Genomic DNA, 18,611 nt, shown 5'->3' with positions numbered 1-18,611 from the left:
CCTCCTCTTCTATTTATCGGTTTTATTAAACCTCAAAAAATTCGATTTCTTTACTTTCTTCTGTCAGGGTTACAATCGCTTTGCGACGCTTGTTGGTAAAACCAGTGTAACGTCCCATGCGCTTGAATTTACCTTTGTAGTTCATGATGTTAACTTTCTCAACATCCACACCAAAGATTTCCTGGATTGCGTCTTTCACTTGTGTTTTGTTAGCACGAGTGTCGACTTCGAACGTGTACTTCTTCTCACCCATAAGGTCTGAAGAACGCTCTGTAATTACGGGGCGCTTAATAATATCGCGAGCATCCATTATGCAAGCACCTCCTCTACTTTTTGAACTGCACCTTTCGTCATAACCACTTTATCGTGGCCAAGTACATCAAGTACGTTGACGCCAGTAGCAGAAATAACTGTTACGCCTGGAATGTTACGTCCAGATAGAGCAACGTTTTCGTCAAGACCTTCAGTCACTACTAGGACCTTCTTGTCTAGTGAAAGGCTGCTTAATACTGTAGCAAATTCCTTTGTTTTTGGCGATTCGAATGAAAGCGCCTCTAGAACTAAGATATTTTCTTCAGCAACTTTGCTTGAAAGAGCTGATTTGATCGCCAGACGACGAACTTTTTTAGGAAGCTTATAGCTATAGCTACGAGGTGTTGGGCCGAATACGACTCCACCGCCACGCCATTGTGGTGAACGGATCGAACCTTGACGGGCACGTCCAGTTCCCTTCTGACGCCATGGCTTACGACCACCGCCAGCTACTGCAGAACGATTTTTTACTTTGTGAGTTCCCTGACGCTGTGCAGCACGCTGCATTAGTACAGTTTCGAACATCACTGCGTTGTTTGGCTCAATGCCGAAGATGGATTCGTTAAGCTCGATATCGCCGGCTTGTGAACCATCCTGTTTGAATACGGATACTTTAGGCATTCCTGTTTCCTCCTTTCCGATTAACGTCTTTTATTTCGCTTTAATTGCGCTTTTTACTGTGATAAGTGACTTGTTAGGGCCAGGAACGTTCCCTTTTACAAGTAATAGATTACGCTCAGCGTCTACTTTCACGATTGAAAGGTTCTGAACTGTAATTTTTTCTCCGCCCATGCGTCCAGGTAGTAATTTACCTTTGAATACGCGGTTTGGATCAACAGGACCCATTGAACCAGGACGACGGTGGTAACGAGAACCGTGAGTCATTGGTCCGCGGGATTGGTTGTGACGCTTGATTGCACCCTGAAAACCTTTACCCTTCGATACTCCTGTTACATCAATTACATCGCCTTCTGCGAAAATATCAACCTTGACTTCTTGACCAACCTCATACTCGCCAAGCTCAACACCGCGGATTTCACGGACGAAGCGCTTAGGAGCCGTTTCAGCTTTAGCGGCATGTCCTTTTGATGGTTTGTTAGCAAGCTTTTCGCGCTTGTCTTCGAAACCGATCTGGATTGATTCATATCCATCAGTATCAACAGCTTTCTTTTGAAGAACTACGTTTGGAGTAGCTTCGATTACTGTTACTGGGATAAGATCGCCGTTCTCAGCAAAAACCTGAGTCATTCCAATCTTTCTACCTAAGATTCCTTTGGTCATTAGTCACACCTCCTATTATTGTTTAGTAATTTATTTTTTGTTGATTAAAGTTTGATTTCGATGTCAACGCCAGACGGTAAATCAAGACGCATTAGCGCATCTACCGTTTGTGGTGTCGGGTTCACAATGTCTACAAGACGTTTATGTGTGCGCATTTCAAACTGCTCACGAGCATCTTTGTATTTGTGGACCGCACGAAGGATTGTGTAAACAGACTTTTCAGTTGGTAGCGGGATTGGACCCGATACACTAGCACCTGAACGTTTTGCAGTTTCAACAATCTTCTCAGCAGACTGATCAAGAATTCTGTGATCGTATGCTTTCAAACGGATACGGATTTTTTGTTTTGCCATTATTTTCCCTCCTTTTTCGCCTATTTAGGAATAGACATTCTCCGCAGAAATTTCCCACACACGAGCCATGGCAAAGCGGCCGGGTGTGTCGGCAACCTCCTGCTTCATCGCAAGTCAAAGACCAACATTAAATATTATACAGAAAATAATTAGATTGTGCAACCCCTGTTGCAAAATTACTTTCTGAATACACTTTGTCTATTATAAGACCCTTCCAGCTGACTTTCAAGTGGTATTAAAATATGCAGAAAATTCATAGGCTTTGACGCTGTTGAATCCATTGTTCAGCTGCTATGACCCACGGTTGATCCATACGAAATGCGCGATGCCTGGTGTTGATGAGCGAGCTGAAAGAGAGGTAATGAAGATCATCTTCTACGAGCATATGAAGTTCAATCCGGTTTTTTAATTCACGCAGATCCTGCTGTGCCTGCAGCGCCTTTTTTTCTAAATGGAACAGTCTAGAGACCATCGTTCCAAAACGTCTTTCTTCTATAGAGTAATAGTTTTGCTTCTCCCACTCTTTTACGATTTGCTGATAGTGATCTTCCTTCAACAGACCTGTGAGTATCTGATAGGCCTGCTCTGCTTGAACAGCAGGCTGCTTCATTGATTGGCGGTAAGCAAGAATGACTGCAGGGAGCAGCGGCTGCATCGTACGCTGCGGTTTTTTGTGCTGTTGATCGTAGACAGATAGCCAGAGGTGAATCGTCTTCATGGGTTGTTCCCCTTTCACTGTGAATGATGACATGCTTCTTCTATAGTAGTGTAGCGGTTATGGGGAGTTGTGGGAAGAGTATTTGCAGGCTGTGTACGGTCTAAGGTTGATAACGGCTTGTGGGAGTAGTTCAGGTCATTATATGGAAGTTATATAAGGCTAGTAAGGGGTTTTTACCATAATCGGAGGCATTGGCGGTCACAACCGTGATTTTACAGGTCATTAACTCACTTTCACCGGTTAGATCCTTTCAGCTCTACTTGCCCTGTTTTTATACGAAAAAAATCCTGCACCCATAAGGATGCAGGATTTGTATCGCAAAGTCGCTATTACTTCTGGATAGAAGCTACAACGCCAGCGCCTACTGTACGTCCACCTTCACGAATAGAGAACTTAGTTCCTTCTTCGATCGCGATTGGAGAGATTAGCTCAACAGTCATTTCGATGTTGTCGCCAGGCATAACCATTTCTACTCCATCAGGAAGGTTACATACGCCAGTTACGTCCGTAGTACGGAAGTAGAACTGTGGGCGGTAGTTAGTGAAGAATGGAGTGTGACGTCCACCTTCTTCTTTAGATAGAACATAAACTTCAGCTTTGAAGTTAGTGTGTGGAGTGATTGTTCCTGGCTTAGCAAGAACCTGTCCACGGTTGATGTCGTCGCGAGAAACCCCACGAAGAAGTGCGCCAATGTTGTCGCCAGCTTCTGCATAGTCAAGAAGCTTACGGAACATTTCAACACCAGTAACAGTAGTTTTCTTCGGCTCTTCAGAAAGACCGATGATTTCTACTTCGTCACCAACTTTAACTTGTCCACGCTCAACACGTCCAGTAGCAACTGTACCACGACCAGTGATTGAGAATACATCCTCAACTGGCATCATGAATGGCTTTTCAGTGTCACGCTCAGGAGTTGGAATGTAGCTATCTACAGCTTCCATAAGTTCGAAGATTTTCTCTTCCCACTCAGCTTCTCCTTCAAGAGCTTTAAGTGCAGAACCTTTGATTACTGGAATGTCGTCGCCAGGGAAATCGTACTCAGAAAGAAGGTCACGGATTTCCATTTCAACTAGTTCAAGTAGTTCTTCGTCGTCTACCATGTCACACTTGTTCATGAATACAACAAGGTAAGGTACACCTACCTGACGAGAAAGAAGGATGTGCTCACGAGTCTGTGGCATTGGGCCATCAGCAGCAGATACTACAAGAATACCGCCGTCCATCTGTGCAGCACCAGTGATCATGTTCTTAACATAGTCAGCGTGTCCTGGGCAGTCAACGTGTGCGTAGTGACGAGTGTCAGTTTCGTACTCAACGTGTGCAGTTGAGATTGTGATTCCGCGCTCGCGCTCTTCTGGAGCACCATCAATTTGATCGTATGCCATTGCAGATCCACGACCATATTTCTTGTGAAGTACAGTTGTGATTGCAGCAGTTAGAGTTGTTTTACCATGGTCAACGTGTCCGATTGTTCCAATATTCGCATGGGTTTTCGAACGGTCGAATTTTTCCTTAGCCATTACGGAATTCCTCCTTAAAATAATTAAAGTTAATTAGTTTTATTTTTAAATATGGCTCACCCCGGGACAGTGTCCCAGGAGTCACCATAGCTTACATAAGTAGTTATACTTTATTGTAAGGGTGAAATCAATTATTCACCTTTATTTTTTTTGATGATTTCTTCACTCACAGACTTCGGTACTTCCTCGTAGTGATCGAAGAACATTGAGAATGTTCCACGTCCCTGCGTGTTAGAACGAAGTGAAGTTGCGTAACCGAACATTTCAGCAAGCGGTACAAATGCTTTAACGATTTGTGTGTTACCGCGAGCAGACATACCTTCTACGCGTCCACGGCGAGCTGTAACGTCACCCATGATGTCTCCCATGTATTCTTCTGGGATCATAACTTCTACGCGCATTAGCGGCTCAAGAAGAACCGGGTTACACTTAGAAACTGCATTTTTAAGTGCCATAGATGCAGCAATCTTAAACGCCATCTCAGAGGAGTCAACGTCATGGTATGAACCATCGTATAACTTCGCTTTGATGTCGATTAGAGGGTAGCCTGCTAGTACACCGTTATCCAGTGAGTCTTCAAGACCCTGCTGAACAGCCGGGATGTATTCACGTGGTACTGATCCCCCAACGATTGCATTTTCAAATTCAAAGCCTGCTCCTTCTTCGTTAGGAGAGAATTCGATCTTAACGTGACCGAACTGTCCGCGACCACCAGACTGGCGGACGAACTTCCCTTCAACTTGTGCAGAGCCGCGGAATGTTTCACGGTAAGATACCTGTGGAGCACCCACGTTAGCTTCTACTTTGAATTCACGCTTCATACGGTCAACAAGGATATCAAGGTGAAGTTCACCCATACCTGCGATGATCGTCTGTCCAGTTTCCTGGTCAGTGTGTGCATGGAATGTTGGATCTTCTTCCTGAAGCTTCTGAAGCGCCTGAGACATCTTGTCCTGGTCAGCTTTAGACTTAGGTTCGATCGCAACAGAGATAACTGGCTCAGGGAATTCCATAGACTCAAGAATAACAAGACTCTTTTCGTCACATAGTGTGTCCCCTGTAGTTGTGTCTTTAAGACCAACTGCAGCAGCGATATCTCCAGCATATACTTCCGCAATTTCTTCACGAGAGTTAGCGTGCATTTGCAGGATACGTCCTACACGCTCACGCTTACCTTTCGTTGCATTCTGTACGTATGATCCAGAAGATAGCACACCAGAATAAACACGGAAGAATGTAAGCTTACCTACATAAGGGTCTGTCATTACTTTGAATGCAAGCGCTGAGAATGGCTCTTCGTCGCTAGCAGGACGAACAACTTCTTCTTCAGTCTCAGGAACATGTCCTGTGATTGGCTTAACATCAAGTGGTGACGGAAGGTATTCAAGTACTGCATCAAGAAGAAGCTGAACACCTTTGTTCTTGAAAGCAGAACCACAGATTACAGGATAGAATTCAACGTCACAAGTTCCTTTACGGATTGCAGCTTTGATTTCTTCCACTGTCATTTCTTCGCCTTCAAGGTATTTCATCATAAGATCTTCATCAAGATCTGCTACCGCTTCAATTAGCTTTCCGCGGTATTCTTCAGCCTGTGCCTTGTATTCTTCAGGAATTTCACGCTGCTCAGTACGAGTACCAAGATCATCTTCATAGAAGTATGCTACATTTTCAACCAGGTCGATGATTCCTTCGAATTCATCTTCCGCACCGATTGGCAGTTGAATTGGATGAGCATTAGCTTGAAGGCGGTCGTGCAGTGTTCCTACAGAATAAAGGAAGTCTGCCCCGATCTTATCCATTTTATTAACGAATACGATACGAGGAACACCGTATGTTGTCGCCTGACGCCATACAGTTTCTGTCTGTGGCTCAACACCCGACTGGGCATCAAGTACACCTACAGCACCATCAAGTACACGAAGTGAACGTTCAACTTCTACTGTGAAGTCTACGTGTCCAGGTGTATCAATGATGTTTACACGGTGGCCTTTCCATGAAGCTGTTGTTGCAGCAGATGTGATCGTGATCCCACGCTCCTGCTCCTGCTCCATCCAGTCCATCTGTGATGCACCTTCGTGCGTTTCACCGATCTTGTGGATACGGCCTGTGTAGTAAAGGATACGCTCCGTAGCAGTCGTTTTACCGGCATCGATGTGAGCCATGATACCGATATTACGAGTGTCTTTTAAGGAGAACTCTCTAGGCATTGGTCTTTCTCCTTCCTACTAAATGAGATTTGGGTGATAAAATACTGAATCTTACCAGCGGTAGTGAGCAAATGCTTTATTTGCTTCAGCCATTTTATGCATATCTTCACGCTTCTTAACTGAAGCGCCAGTGTTGTTTGCTGCATCAAGAATTTCGTTAGCAAGACGCTCTTCCATAGTCTTTTCTCCACGAAGACGCGCATAGTTAACTAACCAGCGAAGTCCAAGTGTAGTACGACGTTCCGGACGCACCTCAACTGGTACCTGATAGTTCGCTCCGCCGACACGACGAGCACGTACTTCAAGTACTGGCATGATGTTCTTAAGCGCCTGGTCGAATACTTCAAGAGCATCTTTACCAGAACGTTCCTGAACGATATCGAAAGCAGAATATAAGATACGCTGTGCTGTACCTTTCTTTCCGTCAATCATGATTTTGTTTACAAGACGAGTTACCAGCTTCGAGTTATGAATCGGATCCGGTAAAACGTCACGTTTTGCAACTGCACCTTTACGAGGCATGTGATTTCCTCCTTTCATAGGAAAATAACTTCTTTATATTGAATCGATTACTTTTGGTCTTTTGGTCTCTTAGTACCGTATAGTGAACGGCCTTGACGGCGTCCATCTACACCAGCAGTATCAAGCGCACCACGTACGATGTGGTAACGTACCCCTGGTAAATCTTTTACACGTCCTCCGCGAATAAGAACAACACTGTGCTCTTGAAGGTTGTGCCCGATACCAGGAATGTATGCTGTAACCTCGATTTGGTTTGTAAGACGCACACGAGCATATTTACGAAGTGCCGAGTTCGGCTTCTTCGGTGTCATTGTACCAACACGAGTACAAACACCACGCTTTTGTGGTGATGAAAGGTTAGTCGCTTTCTTCTTGAAGCTGTTGTAACCTTTGTTAAGTGCTGGTGAGTCAGACTTTGAGCCCTTTGATTGGCGTGGATTACGCACTAATTGGTTAATAGTAGGCATGTTTATGTCCTCCCTTCCTCAATATTTTAAGCCCACACATCCAGGTGGTTCATTTTAGGGTAAAAACAAAGTCTTTGCAACTTTTGCTGCAAAAACATGTTTACATAGTAATGGCTACCGCAGCAGCACCAACCTCGATCCCGCACGCTTTGCCCAGCTTCTTCATGGAATCAACATGGGTTACGTTTACGTTCATCTCTTCAGCGGTGAGTAGCACCCGATCAATTACATGGCGGTCGACATCGTCTGCAACGATGACTTCCTTCACTGACCCTGCTTTGAGTGCCTTTACAACTTGCTTGGATCCTACAATGATGTGTTTAGCCTGTGATACTTTTTCATAAGACATAATCATATCCTCCAAAGTAACAGGTTGTTAATTAGTAGCAACCTTGAATATATTATCATCTCAATGATAGGTTGTCAACAACGTTTGAAAATAATTGCGGGTTCTTTATCAAGATTAATGAGAGTCGGCTGATTTCCGGTAACCGCTGTTGATTTCTGTGGGGGACTTCGCTTTCCTGTCCCCGGGCGAGAGTCTACGTCCCCCACTACAATCAACTGCTATTACTTTTATAGAAACAATCGCATTCTTCGATGAAATAATAGATAAAAAAGGTGGCGCCACAGGGGCGCCACCACTTTTGCTTTCACAGGCTGTGAATTATTCCACGGATACTGCTTCTTCCTCTGGAATTTCTTCATTTTCGATCTCAGCCTGACGATAGCGCTGCATTCCTGTTCCGGCTGGAACAAGCTTACCGATGATAACATTTTCTTTCAGTCCAAGGAGCTCATCACGCTTTCCTTTGATCGCTGCGTCTGTCAGGACACGAGTTGTCTCCTGGAATGATGCAGCTGAAAGGAACGATTCTGTTTCAAGAGATGCTTTTGTGATCCCCAGGATAAGCGGACGGCCAGTTGCCGGCTGCTTACCATCAAGCAGAACCTGTTCATTTGCTTCCATGAACTGATGTACATCAAGCAGTGAACCAGGCAGCAGTTCAGTTTCTCCGGCTTCAATAACACGTACTTTACGAAGCATCTGGCGAACCATGACTTCAACGTGCTTATCACCGATTTCAACACCCTGCATACGGTATACTTTCTGTACTTCTTTCAGCAGATATTCCTGTACAGCAGCAACGTCGCGGATCTTGATCAGTTCTTTCGGATCGATTGAACCTTCTGTCAGAACCTGACCGCGTTCGATTACATCGTCAACCGCTACTTTAATACGGGCAGTATAAGGAGCAGAATAAGTCTTTGTTTCTACTTCACCTTTTACTGTAATATCCTGCTGACGGTCTTTACCTTCTGTTACTTCAGTTACGACACCATCAATTTCAGAAATCGTAGCCTGACCTTTCGGGTTACGCGCTTCGAAAATTTCCTGGATACGCGGAAGACCCTGTGTAATATCGTCTCCTGCTACACCACCTGTGTGGAATGTACGCATTGTAAGCTGTGTACCCGGCTCACCGATTGACTGGGCTGCGATGATACCGACTGCTTCGCCGACTTCAACTTTTTCACCAGTCGCAAGGTTCTTACCATAACACTTCTCACATACGCCATGACGCGTGTTACAAGTGAATGCAGAACGAATAGATACTTCTTCAACACCAGCTTCAACAATCTGACGGGCAATATCTTCTGTAATCAGTTCATTACGTCTTACGAAAACATCACCAGTTTCAGGATGCTTGACTGTCTGGTTTGAATAACGGCCTTCAAGACGTTCTTCAAGTGCTTCAATCACTTCTGTACCGTCTTTCAGAGAGCTTACGCGCAGACCGCGGTCAGTACCGCAATCCTCTTCACGGACGATCACATCCTGTGCCACGTCTACAAGTCGGCGAGTCAGGTAACCTGAATCGGCAGTTTTCAGTGCTGTATCGGCAAGACCTTTACGTGCACCGTGTGTAGAGATGAAGTACTCAAGTACTGTCAGACCTTCACGGAAACTTGACTTGATCGGAAGCTCGATGATACGTCCAGCCGGGTTGGCCATCAGACCACGCATACCGGCAAGCTGCGTAAAGTTAGATGCGTTACCACGGGCACCTGAATCACTCATCATATAGATCGGGTTCAGGCTGTCGAGTGTAAGCATCAGCTTATCCTGAATAATGTCCTTTGCAGCTGACCAGATTGAGATAACACGCTCATAGCGCTCTTCTTCTGTGATCAGACCACGGCGGAATTGCTTCTGGACTTTATCAACCTTTAACTGTGCATCGTCAAGGATTCCCTGCTTCTCAGGAAGTACCACGATATCAGCGATACCGATTGTAATACCAGCACGCGTTGAGTGCTTGAATCCAAGGTTTTTCATGCTATCAAGCATTTTAGATGTATCCGTTAAGTGGAATCGCTTGAAGACTTCAGCGATGATGCTTCCAAGGAATCCTTTCTTGAACGGCGTTACAAGGTCAGCTGATTTGAAGTGTTCTTTTACATCAGTCGTCGGGTCAACGAAGTACTTATCAGGTGTATTCACCTCAAGGTTCTCCATTGTCGGCTCGTTAATGTAGTGGAACTCTTCAGGAAGAATTTCGTTAAAGATTACTTTTCCGACTGTTGTCAGAAGAAGCTTCTTATTTTGTTCTTCCGTAAATGTTGGCTTGTTAACAGCACCCGCATGGATCGCAATACGTGTGTGCAGGTGTACATAACCATTCTGGTATGCAAGAAGGACTTCATCCGCATCACGGAATACTGAACCTTCACCTACAGCATCTTTACGTTCCAATGTCAGGTAGTAGTTACCAAGTACCATATCCTGAGACGGCGTAACAACAGGTTTTCCGTCTTTCGGGTTAAGGATGTTCTGTGCAGCAAGCATAAGAAGACGCGCTTCAGCCTGAGCTTCAGATGATAGTGGTACGTGAACCGCCATCTGGTCACCGTCAAAGTCAGCGTTATAAGCTGTACATACGAGCGGGTGAAGACGGATCGCACGGCCTTCAACCAGTGTTGGTTCGAATGCCTGGATACCAAGACGGTGAAGTGTCGGTGCACGGTTTAGAAGAACCGGATGCTCCTTAATAACATCTTCAAGTACGTCCCATACTTCATCATGAACACGTTCAATCTTACGTTTTGCACTCTTAATATTGTGCGCAAGTCCGCGCTCAACAAGCTCTTTCATCACAAAAGGCTTGAACAGTTCAAGTGCCATTTCCTTCGGCAGTCCGCACTGATACATTTTCAGGCTAGGTCCAACTACGATAACTGAACGGCCGGAATAGTCAACACGCTTACCAAGAAGGTTTTGACGGAAACGTCCCTGCTTCCCTTTCAGCATATGAGAAAGAGATTTTAGTGGACGGTTACCCGGTCCTGTAACAGGACGTCCGCGGCGGCCGTTATCGATTAGTGCATCTACAGCTTCCTGCAGCATACGCTTCTCGTTCTGAACGATGATGCTTGGTGCACCAAGGTCCAATAGACGCTTCAGACGGTTGTTACGGTTGATCACACGACGGTACAGGTCATTCAGGTCAGATGTAGCGAAACGTCCGCCATCAAGCTGAACCATCGGACGAAGTTCCGGTGGGATCACAGGTAGTACATCAAGAATCATCCAGTCAGGAAGGTTACCTGAGTTACGGAATGATTCAACTACTTCAAGGCGCTTGATCGCACGAGTACGACGCTGCCCCTGAGCAGTTTTTAATTCTTCTTTCAGCGTTTCCGCTTCTTTATCAAGATCGATATCCTGAAGAAGCTTGCGGATTGCTTCAGCTCCCATTGCAGCCTGGAATTTACCACTGTACTTTTCACGGTACGCACGGTATTCCTTCTCAGACAGAAGCTGTTTCTTTTCAAGTGCAGTATCTCCTGCTTCTGTTACTACGTAAGAAGCAAAGTAGATGACTTCCTCAAGCGCACGCGGTGACATGTCAAGAACAAGTCCCATACGGCTAGGGATGCCTTTGAAGTACCAGATGTGAGAAACAGGTGCTGCAAGTTCGATGTGACCCATACGTTCACGGCGCACTTTCGCACGTGTTACTTCAACACCACAGCGGTCACAAACGACGCCCTTATAACGGACGCGTTTGTATTTACCGCAGTGACACTCCCAGTCTTTCTGCGGGCCGAAGATTCGCTCGCAGAAAAGACCGTCTTTTTCAGGCTTCAGTGTACGATAGTTAATCGTTTCAGGTTTCTTGACTTCACCAAATGACCAAGAACGGATCTTATCTGGTGAGGCTAAACCAATTTTCATATATTCAAAGTTATTAACATCTATCAAGGAGCCTACCTCCCTTTTCGTTTAAAGGTTTCACCCTTTTGTTGATTCCCAGTGTCACAACTATTCTTTCGTGCCGACAGTTTCAGAAGTCGGTGCTTCTGTTTCCGGGGCAATGTTCAATGCATCAGCCTGGTGGATGTCGTCATCGTCATCCAGGTCGCGCATTTCGATTTCTTCATCATTGGCAGACAGCATCTTCACGTCCATGCCAAGACTCTGAAGTTCTTTGATTAATACTTTAAATGATTCAGGAACGCCCGGTTCCGGAACGCTGTCACCTTTAACGATCGCTTCGTACGTTTTCACACGTCCGACAACGTCATCTGATTTGACAGTTAGAATTTCCTGAAGTGTATATGCAGCACCATATGCTTCAAGTGCCCAAACCTCCATCTCACCGAAACGCTGTCCGCCGAACTGTGCTTTACCGCCCAGTGGCTGCTGTGTAACAAGTGAGTAAGGTCCTGTTGAACGAGCGTGAAGCTTGTCATCAACCATGTGAGCCAGCTTGATCATGTACATGACGCCGACAGATACACGGTTGTCGAATGGATCGCCGGTTCTTCCATCATAAAGAACTGTCTTACCATCGCGTGACATACCCGATTCTGCGATTGTTTCCCAAACGTCTTCCTCATTGGCACCATCAAATACCGGTGTAGCAATATGAATACCCATTGCGCGGGCAGCCATTCCCATGTGCATCTCAAGAACCTGACCGATGTTCATACGGGATGGTACACCCAGTGGATTTAACATGATGTCAATTGGTGTGCCGTCTGGAAGATATGGCATATCTTCTTCCGGAAGAATACGCGAGATAACACCTTTGTTACCGTGACGTCCGGCCATCTTATCCCCTACAGAAATCTTTCTCTTCTGTACGATGTAGACACGTACCAGCTGGTTTACACCAGGGGGCAGCTCATCGCCGTCTTCACGGTTAAAGATTTTCACATCAAGGATGATTCCGCCTGCTCCGTGTGGTACACGAAGTGACGTATCACGTACTTCACGTGCTTTTTCACCGAAGATTGCATGAAGCAGACGTTCTTCAGCTGTCAGCTCAGTTACACCCTTAGGCGTTACTTTACCAACGAGAATATCTCCGTCTTTTACTTCAGCACCCACACGGATGATTCCACGGTCGTCAAGGTTGCGCAGTGCATCTTCACCAACGTTAGGAATGTCACGTGTGATTTCTTCAGGTCCAAGCTTTGTATCACGGGACTCTGATTCATATTCTTCAATATGAATAGACGTGTATACATCATCTTTTACAAGGCGCTCACTCATGATAACAGCATCCTCGTAGTTAAAGCCGTCCCATGTCATGAAGCCGACAAGAACGTTACGTCCAAGCGCAAGCTCTCCTGCTTCCATCGATGGTCCGTCTGCAAGAATTTCACCTTTTTCAACGCGGTCACCTACAGCAACGATTGGACGCTGGTTGTAGCATGTTCCCTGGTTGGAACGGATGAATTTCTGCAGCTTGTACTTATCAAGGTCGGCTTCAGTTTCTCTGCCGTCCACATCTACTAAGCGGCGTACCCAAACCTGGTTTGCCTGTACGCGCTCAACGATACCTTCATGTTTATTAATAACAGCAGCACCTGAATCCTTCGCAGAAACGTGCTCCATTCCCGTACCTACAAAAGGCGCTTCCGGATTCATTAACGGAACTGCCTGACGCTGCATGTTCGCTCCCATTAACGCACGGTTCGAGTCATCGTTTTCAAGGAACGGGATACATGCTGTCGCAGCAGATACTACCTGCTTAGGCGATACATCCATATAGTCAATGCGGTCACGCTTGAATACAGTGTTTTCACCGCGGAAACGGGAAACAACTTCTTCATCAAGGAATGAACCGTCATCACCAAGACGGGCGTTTGCCTGTGCTACAACATAATTATCCTCTTCATCAGCAGTCAGATAATCAATGCGTTCTGTCACTCTGCCAGTTTCAGGGTCAACGCGGCGGTAAGGTGTCTCGATGAAGCCGAAACGGTTTACCTTTGCGAAGCTTGAAAGCGAGTTGATCAGACCGATGTTCGGGCCCTCAGGTGTCTCGATTGGACACATACGGCCATAGTGAGAATAGTGTACGTCACGTACTTCAAAGCCTGCACGTTCACGTGTCAAACCACCCGGTCCAAGCGCAGAAAGACGACGCTTATGCGTTAATTCTGCAAGCGGGTTTGTCTGATCCATGAACTGAGAAAGCTGAGAGCTTCCAAAGAACTCTTTAATAGACGCGATTACAGGGCGAATGTTAATCAGCTGCTGAGGCGTAATTGTATTCGTATCCTGAATAGACATTCTTTCACGAACAACACGCTCCATACGTGAGAGACCAATACGGAATTGGTTTTGAAGAAGCTCACCTACTGAACGCAGACGACGGTTACCAAGGTGATCAATATCATCTGTTAAGCCAACGCCATGCAGAAGGTTAAAGAAGTAACTGATTGAAGATACAATGTCAGCTACCGTGATGTTTTTCACGCTGTCATCAACGTATGCATTACTGATTACGTTGATTTCCTGACCTTCTTCAGAATTAGGTACCTGAATTTTAATTGTCTGAAGCTTTAGGTCTTCTTCGACAACTCCGCTCACCTGATTGTACGTAACGAATCCTACTCCGCTTTCAAGGTTAGGAATCAGCTTATCAAGATTACGGCGGTCAAGTAGTGTTCCTTTTTCTGCGATAATTTCGCCAGTTTCAGGATCAGCAAGCGTTTCAGCAAGCACCTGTCCGAACAGACGATTCTTAATATGAAGCTTTTTATTCATTTTATAACGGCCTACATTAGCCAGATCGTAACGCTTAGGGTCAAAGAAACGTGATTCCAGAAGGCTCTTGGCATTTTCTACTGTCGGGGGTTCGCCCGGACGCAGACGCTCATAGATTTCCAGAAGCGCTTTTTCAACACTTTCGGTATTGTCTTTTTCAAGCGTATTACGGATATACTCGTTGTCTCCAACCAGGTCAATAATCTCCTGATCCGAACCAAAACCAAGTGCACGCAGTAATACAGTCACAGGAAGCTTGCGCGTACGGTCGATACGGACGTGAACAACGTCTTTCGCATCAGTTTCGTACTCAAGCCATGCACCGCGGTTTGGAATAACCGTTGCGCCAAAGCCTCTCTTCCCGTTTTTATCCATTTTATCGTGGAAATATACGCTTGGAGAACGTACAAGCTGAGAAACGATAACACGCTCTGCTCCATTAATAATGAAGGTACCTGTTTCAGTCATCAGCGGGAAGTCTCCCATAAATACATCCTGGTCTTTTACTTCGCCGGTTTCTTTATTCAATAGACGAACCTTCACACGCAGCGGTGCAGAATAAGTTACGTCACGCTCCTTAGATTCATCAACAGAATATTTCGGCTCACCAAGGCTGTAATCAATAAACTCAAGTGACAAGTTGCCTGTGAAATCTTCGATCGGCGAAATATCTCGGAACATTTCGCGTAATCCTTCTTCTAAAAACCAGTCGTAAGAAGCTGTCTGAATCTCTATCAGATTCGGTAAATCCAGCACCTCACTAATACGCGCATAGCTTCTGCGCTGGCGGTGTCGTCCATACTGAACTAGTTGACCTGTCAACTGATTCACCCCTCAAATCAAGCATTTTAGTGTCCATTTGTTTCTTTAAAAAAGAAAAAACGAACATAACACAAATAGAAAACGGGAAAACTCCACATTTTCTATTCTTTAAAACTTTATTTAAACCATTTTACCCAAAAGACAGCCCATTTATACAAAATGGACATACTTACTGATATTAATATTTTTACATCTTATAATAGTAACACAACCGGTATAGCCGGTCAATCTTTTTTCGCGCGGAAGATAAAGTAGCCTTTTTGCTTGTCAGCCGTTTCCACATTGCCGAATAATTCTTCAAGTTTCGCCTTAGCAGATGGTGCGCCCTGTTTTTTCTGAATGACCACCCATAGCTCCCCGCCCGAGGTAAGTTTTTCTGCACTCTGCTCAAAAATGCGGTGTACAGTCTGCTTCCCTGCGCGGATCGGCGGATTTGTAAGAATCGCTGCAAAAGACTGCTCCTCCACCTGATCAAGGCAATCACTTTCATAAATTGAGATATTGCGAATCTGGTTTTGTTCCGCATTTTCTTTTGCTAATTCAAGCGCCCGTTCATTCACATCGACCATATGAATATTTCGCTCAGGCATACTTTTAGCGAGCGACAAACCAATCGGACCGTAGCCGCAGCCCACATCCAGTACCGGTCCCCCGGTTACAGGCTCTTCGAACGCTTCAATTAGCACCCTCGAACCGAAATCTACTTCTTTTTTCGAGAATACACCCTGATCAGTTTTAAATTTGATTACATGACCGCGAAGCGTGTAGTTCCACCCGTTCGGTTTACTTTCAACGCCGGGTTTTTTTGAGTAATAATGATCTGCCATTCTGATCACTCCACCCTTCTTCATTTCGATAAAAAAAGCCCGCTATATTTCAAGCGGACTTTCTTCTTAAGGCAAAATTACTTAACTTCTACGCCAGCGCCAACTTCTTCAAGTTTAGCTTTAAGCTCTTCAGCTTCTTCTTTAGAAGCGCCTTCTTTAACAGCTTTAGGTGTGTTATCAACCATTTCTTTAGCTTCTTTCAGGCCAAGACCAGTGATTTCACGAACCACTTTGATAACCTTGATCTTCTGAGAACCAGCTTCAGTAAGAACAACGTCAAATTCAGTTTGCTCAGCAGCAGCTTCGCCGCCTCCGCCACCAGCTACAGCTACAGGAGCAGCAGCAGATACGCCGAATTCTTCTTCGATTGCTTTTACTAGGTCGTTCAGTTCAAGAACTGTCATTTCTTTGATTGCTTCGATCATTTGTTCTTTAGTCATGATATAGTTCCTCCTCGTGGAATGTTTTTAGTTTTTTTGGATATTGCTATCCGGTTAACAGGGAATTATGCGCCCTGTTCTTCTTTTTGATCTGCAACTGCTTGAGTCGCAACTGCGAATCCGCGCATTGGCGCAGTAAGAACGCTAAGAAGCATAGAAAGTAGGCCTTCGCGTGATGGAAGTTCTGCAAGAGCTTTCACTTGGTCAAGTGAAGCAACAGTTCCTTCGATCACACCTGCTTTAAGTTCAAGTGCTTCATGGTCTTTCGCAAAGTTGTTAAGAATCTTCGCTGGCGCAACAACATCTTCAGCAGAAAATGCGATTGCATTAGGACCTGTAAGGCTTTCATCAAGACCTTCAAGACCAGCAGCTTCTGCAGCACGGCGAGTCATTGAGTTTTTGTATACTTTGAACTCAACGCCTGCTTCACGAAGCTGTTTACGAAGCTCAGTTACTTCTGCAACAGATAGTCCGCGGTAATCAACAATCACAGATGATGCGCTTGATTGAAATTTTTCCTGAATTTCTGTTACAACCTGTTTCTTTTGCTCGATAATACTGCTCATCCTAACACCTCCTGTAATATTTGCTGTACACCTATACCGTCCCGATCATAAAAAAGCCTCTATGCCGGAAAGTAGACATAGAGGCGTATCATTTCAAGTAAAAGAAAGTTCTTTTAATCGTCATGACCTCGGCAGGAAATTAAGTCTGAGACACCTGCTGTCTACGGTACAAATGAATATATAATTTCACAACAGAGAACATCATATCAGATGCTCTCACGTTGTGTCAATAAGTTTCAGAAATTATTTTACTGTTACAGAAGATGGGTCAACCTTGATTCCAGGGCCCATAGTCGTTGTTACAGCTACTGACTTCATGTAAGTTCCCTTAGATGAAGATGGCTTCGCTTTTTGAACAACATCAAAGATTGCATTGAAGTTTTCAACAAGCTTTTCCTGATCAAATGAAACCTTACCGATTGGCACGTGGATGATACCAGACTTTTCAGCGCGGTATTCAACTTTACCAGCCTTGATTTCATTAACAGCTTTCTCAACGTCAAATGTAACTGTACCAGTTTTAGGGTTTGGCATAAGGCCTTTTGGTCCAAGGACACGTCCAAGCTTACCAACCTCACCCATCATGTCAGGTGTTGCAACGATTACGTCGAAATCAAACCAGCCGCCCTGAATCTTTTGAACAAGCTCGCTGTCTCCAACGAAATCTGCGCCAGCCGCTTCAGCTTCTTTCGCTTTTTCGCCTTTAGCGAAAACAAGAACGCTTTGCGTTTTACCAGTTCCGTTTGGAAGTACAACTGCTCCACGGATCTGCTGGTCGTTTTTACGAGTATCGATTCCAAGGCGGAATGCCGCTTCCACTGTTGCATCGAATTTTACTGTGCTTGTCTTTTGCGCAAGCTCGATTGCTTCAGTTACTGAGTAGTTCACTGAACGGTCAACAAGCTTTGCAGCTTCTTGATACTTTTTACCTTTTTTAGCCATTATAAGTTCCTCCTAATGTGGTTTTAGCGGAATAACCTCCCACGAATAAAGGTTGCGAGTGAAAGTTCTTCAGCTTCGCAACCCAGTCCAAAAACAAAACATCAATTAGTCTTCAATCGTGATACCCATGCTTCGAGCCGTACCTTCGACCATACGCATTGCTGCTTCAACATCAGCTGCGTTAAGATCTGGCATTTTTGTTTCCGCGATTTCACGTACCTTGTCACGCTTGACAGCCGCTACTTTGTTGCGGTTTGGTTCACCAGAACCTGACTCGATTCCTGCTGCTTTCTTAAGAAGAACTGCAGCCGGCGGAGTTTTAGTAACGAATGTAAATGAACGGTCTTCAAAAACCGTAATTTCAACAGGGATGATAAGACCAGCCTGATCAGCTGTACGAGCGTTAAACTCTTTACAGAATCCCATAATGTTAACACCAGCCTGACCTAGCGCAGGACCTACCGGCGGAGCTGGATTAGCTTTCCCAGCAGGGATTTGAAGCTTTACCATTTTAATAACTTTTTTAGCCACGAGACACACCTCCTTAAGTCCGTGATGTGGTAAT

Annotated in this window: 17 protein-coding genes and 1 other annotated feature; all 17 genes read right to left on the bottom strand. The window is 45.1% G+C overall.

Features of this window, described 5'->3' with window-relative positions; genetic code table 11:
- Positions 1-25 precede the first annotated feature (25 nt).
- Positions 26-310 (bottom strand): 50S ribosomal protein L23, encoded by a 285-nt coding sequence (gene rplW, locus KP77_RS00675; RefSeq protein WP_041120837.1) that lies wholly within the window; start codon positions 308-310, stop codon positions 26-28.
- Complete coding sequence (gene rplD / locus KP77_RS00670; RefSeq protein ID WP_041120836.1) at positions 310-933, bottom strand: 50S ribosomal protein L4; 624 nt, start codon at positions 931-933, stop codon at positions 310-312. Before rplD ends, rplW begins: the two co-directional genes overlap by 1 nt.
- A 30-nt stretch (positions 934-963) precedes the next feature.
- Complete coding sequence (gene rplC / locus KP77_RS00665; RefSeq protein WP_041120835.1) at positions 964-1,593, bottom strand: 50S ribosomal protein L3; 630 nt, start codon at positions 1,591-1,593, stop codon at positions 964-966.
- 44 nt (positions 1,594-1,637) lie between these two features.
- Entirely contained in the window at positions 1,638-1,946 is a 309-nt protein-coding gene (gene rpsJ, locus KP77_RS00660) for a 30S ribosomal protein S10 (RefSeq protein WP_039806276.1), read from the bottom strand.
- Positions 1,947-2,199: 253 nt separating this feature from the next.
- Entirely contained in the window at positions 2,200-2,664 is a 465-nt protein-coding gene (locus KP77_RS00655) for a hypothetical protein (RefSeq protein ID WP_041120834.1), read from the bottom strand.
- Positions 2,665-2,993: 329 nt separating this feature from the next.
- Complete coding sequence (gene tuf / locus KP77_RS00650) at positions 2,994-4,184, bottom strand: elongation factor Tu (RefSeq protein WP_041120833.1); 1,191 nt, start codon at positions 4,182-4,184, stop codon at positions 2,994-2,996.
- 131 nt (positions 4,185-4,315) lie between these two features.
- The gene (fusA, locus tag KP77_RS00645) at positions 4,316-6,394 is read right to left on the bottom strand and encodes an elongation factor G (RefSeq protein WP_041120832.1); all 2,079 of its coding nucleotides are present in this window, start codon (positions 6,392-6,394) and stop codon (positions 4,316-4,318) included.
- 51 nt (positions 6,395-6,445) lie between these two features.
- Entirely contained in the window at positions 6,446-6,916 is a 471-nt protein-coding gene (gene rpsG, locus KP77_RS00640) for a 30S ribosomal protein S7 (protein ID WP_039806267.1), read from the bottom strand.
- Positions 6,917-6,963: 47 nt separating this feature from the next.
- On the bottom strand, positions 6,964-7,383 hold the full coding sequence (rpsL, locus tag KP77_RS00635; protein WP_041120831.1) for a 30S ribosomal protein S12: 420 nt from the start codon (positions 7,381-7,383) through the stop codon (positions 6,964-6,966).
- Between the two features lie 100 nt (positions 7,384-7,483).
- Positions 7,484-7,732 (bottom strand): 50S ribosomal protein L7ae-like protein, encoded by a 249-nt coding sequence (locus tag KP77_RS00630; protein WP_041120830.1) that lies wholly within the window; start codon positions 7,730-7,732, stop codon positions 7,484-7,486.
- 318 nt (positions 7,733-8,050) lie between these two features.
- The gene (rpoC, locus tag KP77_RS00625; RefSeq protein WP_041120829.1) at positions 8,051-11,650 is read right to left on the bottom strand and encodes a DNA-directed RNA polymerase subunit beta'; all 3,600 of its coding nucleotides are present in this window, start codon (positions 11,648-11,650) and stop codon (positions 8,051-8,053) included.
- 60 nt (positions 11,651-11,710) lie between these two features.
- A complete protein-coding gene (rpoB, locus tag KP77_RS00620; protein WP_041120828.1) occupies positions 11,711-15,271 on the bottom strand; it encodes a DNA-directed RNA polymerase subunit beta in 3,561 nt (1,186 codons plus the stop codon).
- A gap of 224 nt (positions 15,272-15,495) precedes the next feature.
- Complete coding sequence (locus KP77_RS00615; protein ID WP_041120827.1) at positions 15,496-16,098, bottom strand: class I SAM-dependent methyltransferase; 603 nt, start codon at positions 16,096-16,098, stop codon at positions 15,496-15,498.
- A 77-nt stretch (positions 16,099-16,175) separates the two neighbouring features.
- Complete coding sequence (gene rplL, locus KP77_RS00610; RefSeq protein ID WP_041120826.1) at positions 16,176-16,538, bottom strand: 50S ribosomal protein L7/L12; 363 nt, start codon at positions 16,536-16,538, stop codon at positions 16,176-16,178.
- Positions 16,539-16,603: 65 nt separating this feature from the next.
- On the bottom strand, positions 16,604-17,104 hold the full coding sequence (gene rplJ, locus KP77_RS00605; RefSeq protein ID WP_041120825.1) for a 50S ribosomal protein L10: 501 nt from the start codon (positions 17,102-17,104) through the stop codon (positions 16,604-16,606).
- Positions 17,105-17,145: 41 nt separating this feature from the next.
- Positions 17,146-17,289, bottom strand: a sequence feature (ribosomal protein L10 leader region).
- 58 nt (positions 17,290-17,347) lie between these two features.
- Complete coding sequence (gene rplA / locus KP77_RS00600; protein WP_041120824.1) at positions 17,348-18,046, bottom strand: 50S ribosomal protein L1; 699 nt, start codon at positions 18,044-18,046, stop codon at positions 17,348-17,350.
- A gap of 105 nt (positions 18,047-18,151) precedes the next feature.
- On the bottom strand, positions 18,152-18,577 hold the full coding sequence (rplK, locus tag KP77_RS00595; RefSeq protein WP_039806251.1) for a 50S ribosomal protein L11: 426 nt from the start codon (positions 18,575-18,577) through the stop codon (positions 18,152-18,154).
- Positions 18,578-18,611: the final 34 nt, after the last annotated feature.

Origin of the sequence: Jeotgalibacillus alimentarius (assembly GCF_000829445.1) — a bacterium.
GTDB lineage: Bacteria > Bacillota > Bacilli > Bacillales > Jeotgalibacillaceae > Jeotgalibacillus > Jeotgalibacillus alimentarius.
This window is presented reverse-complemented; position numbering and strand designations above follow the sequence as displayed.

Excerpts from the sequence above, each read along its gene's own strand:
- rplW (WP_041120837.1), bottom strand. The coding sequence starts at position 310 with ATGGATGCTCGCGATATTATTAAGCGCCCCGTAATTACAGAGCGTTCT.
- rplD (WP_041120836.1), bottom strand. The coding sequence starts at position 933 with ATGCCTAAAGTATCCGTATTCAAACAGGATGGTTCACAAGCCGGCGAT.
- rplC (WP_041120835.1), bottom strand. The coding sequence starts at position 1,593 with ATGACCAAAGGAATCTTAGGTAGAAAGATTGGAATGACTCAGGTTTTT.
- rpsJ (WP_039806276.1), bottom strand. The coding sequence starts at position 1,946 with ATGGCAAAACAAAAAATCCGTATCCGTTTGAAAGCATACGATCACAGA.
- KP77_RS00655 (WP_041120834.1), bottom strand. The coding sequence starts at position 2,664 with ATGAAGACGATTCACCTCTGGCTATCTGTCTACGATCAACAGCACAAA.
- tuf (WP_041120833.1), bottom strand. The coding sequence starts at position 4,184 with ATGGCTAAGGAAAAATTCGACCGTTCGAAAACCCATGCGAATATTGGA.
- fusA (WP_041120832.1), bottom strand. The coding sequence starts at position 6,394 with ATGCCTAGAGAGTTCTCCTTAAAAGACACTCGTAATATCGGTATCATG.
- rpsG (WP_039806267.1), bottom strand. The coding sequence starts at position 6,916 with ATGCCTCGTAAAGGTGCAGTTGCAAAACGTGACGTTTTACCGGATCCG.
- rpsL (WP_041120831.1), bottom strand. The coding sequence starts at position 7,383 with ATGCCTACTATTAACCAATTAGTGCGTAATCCACGCCAATCAAAGGGC.
- KP77_RS00630 (WP_041120830.1), bottom strand. The coding sequence starts at position 7,732 with ATGTCTTATGAAAAAGTATCACAGGCTAAACACATCATTGTAGGATCC.
- KP77_RS00615 (WP_041120827.1), bottom strand. The coding sequence starts at position 16,098 with ATGGCAGATCATTATTACTCAAAAAAACCCGGCGTTGAAAGTAAACCG.
- rplL (WP_041120826.1), bottom strand. The coding sequence starts at position 16,538 with ATGACTAAAGAACAAATGATCGAAGCAATCAAAGAAATGACAGTTCTT.
- rplJ (WP_041120825.1), bottom strand. The coding sequence starts at position 17,104 with ATGAGCAGTATTATCGAGCAAAAGAAACAGGTTGTAACAGAAATTCAG.
- rplA (WP_041120824.1), bottom strand. The coding sequence starts at position 18,046 with ATGGCTAAAAAAGGTAAAAAGTATCAAGAAGCTGCAAAGCTTGTTGAC.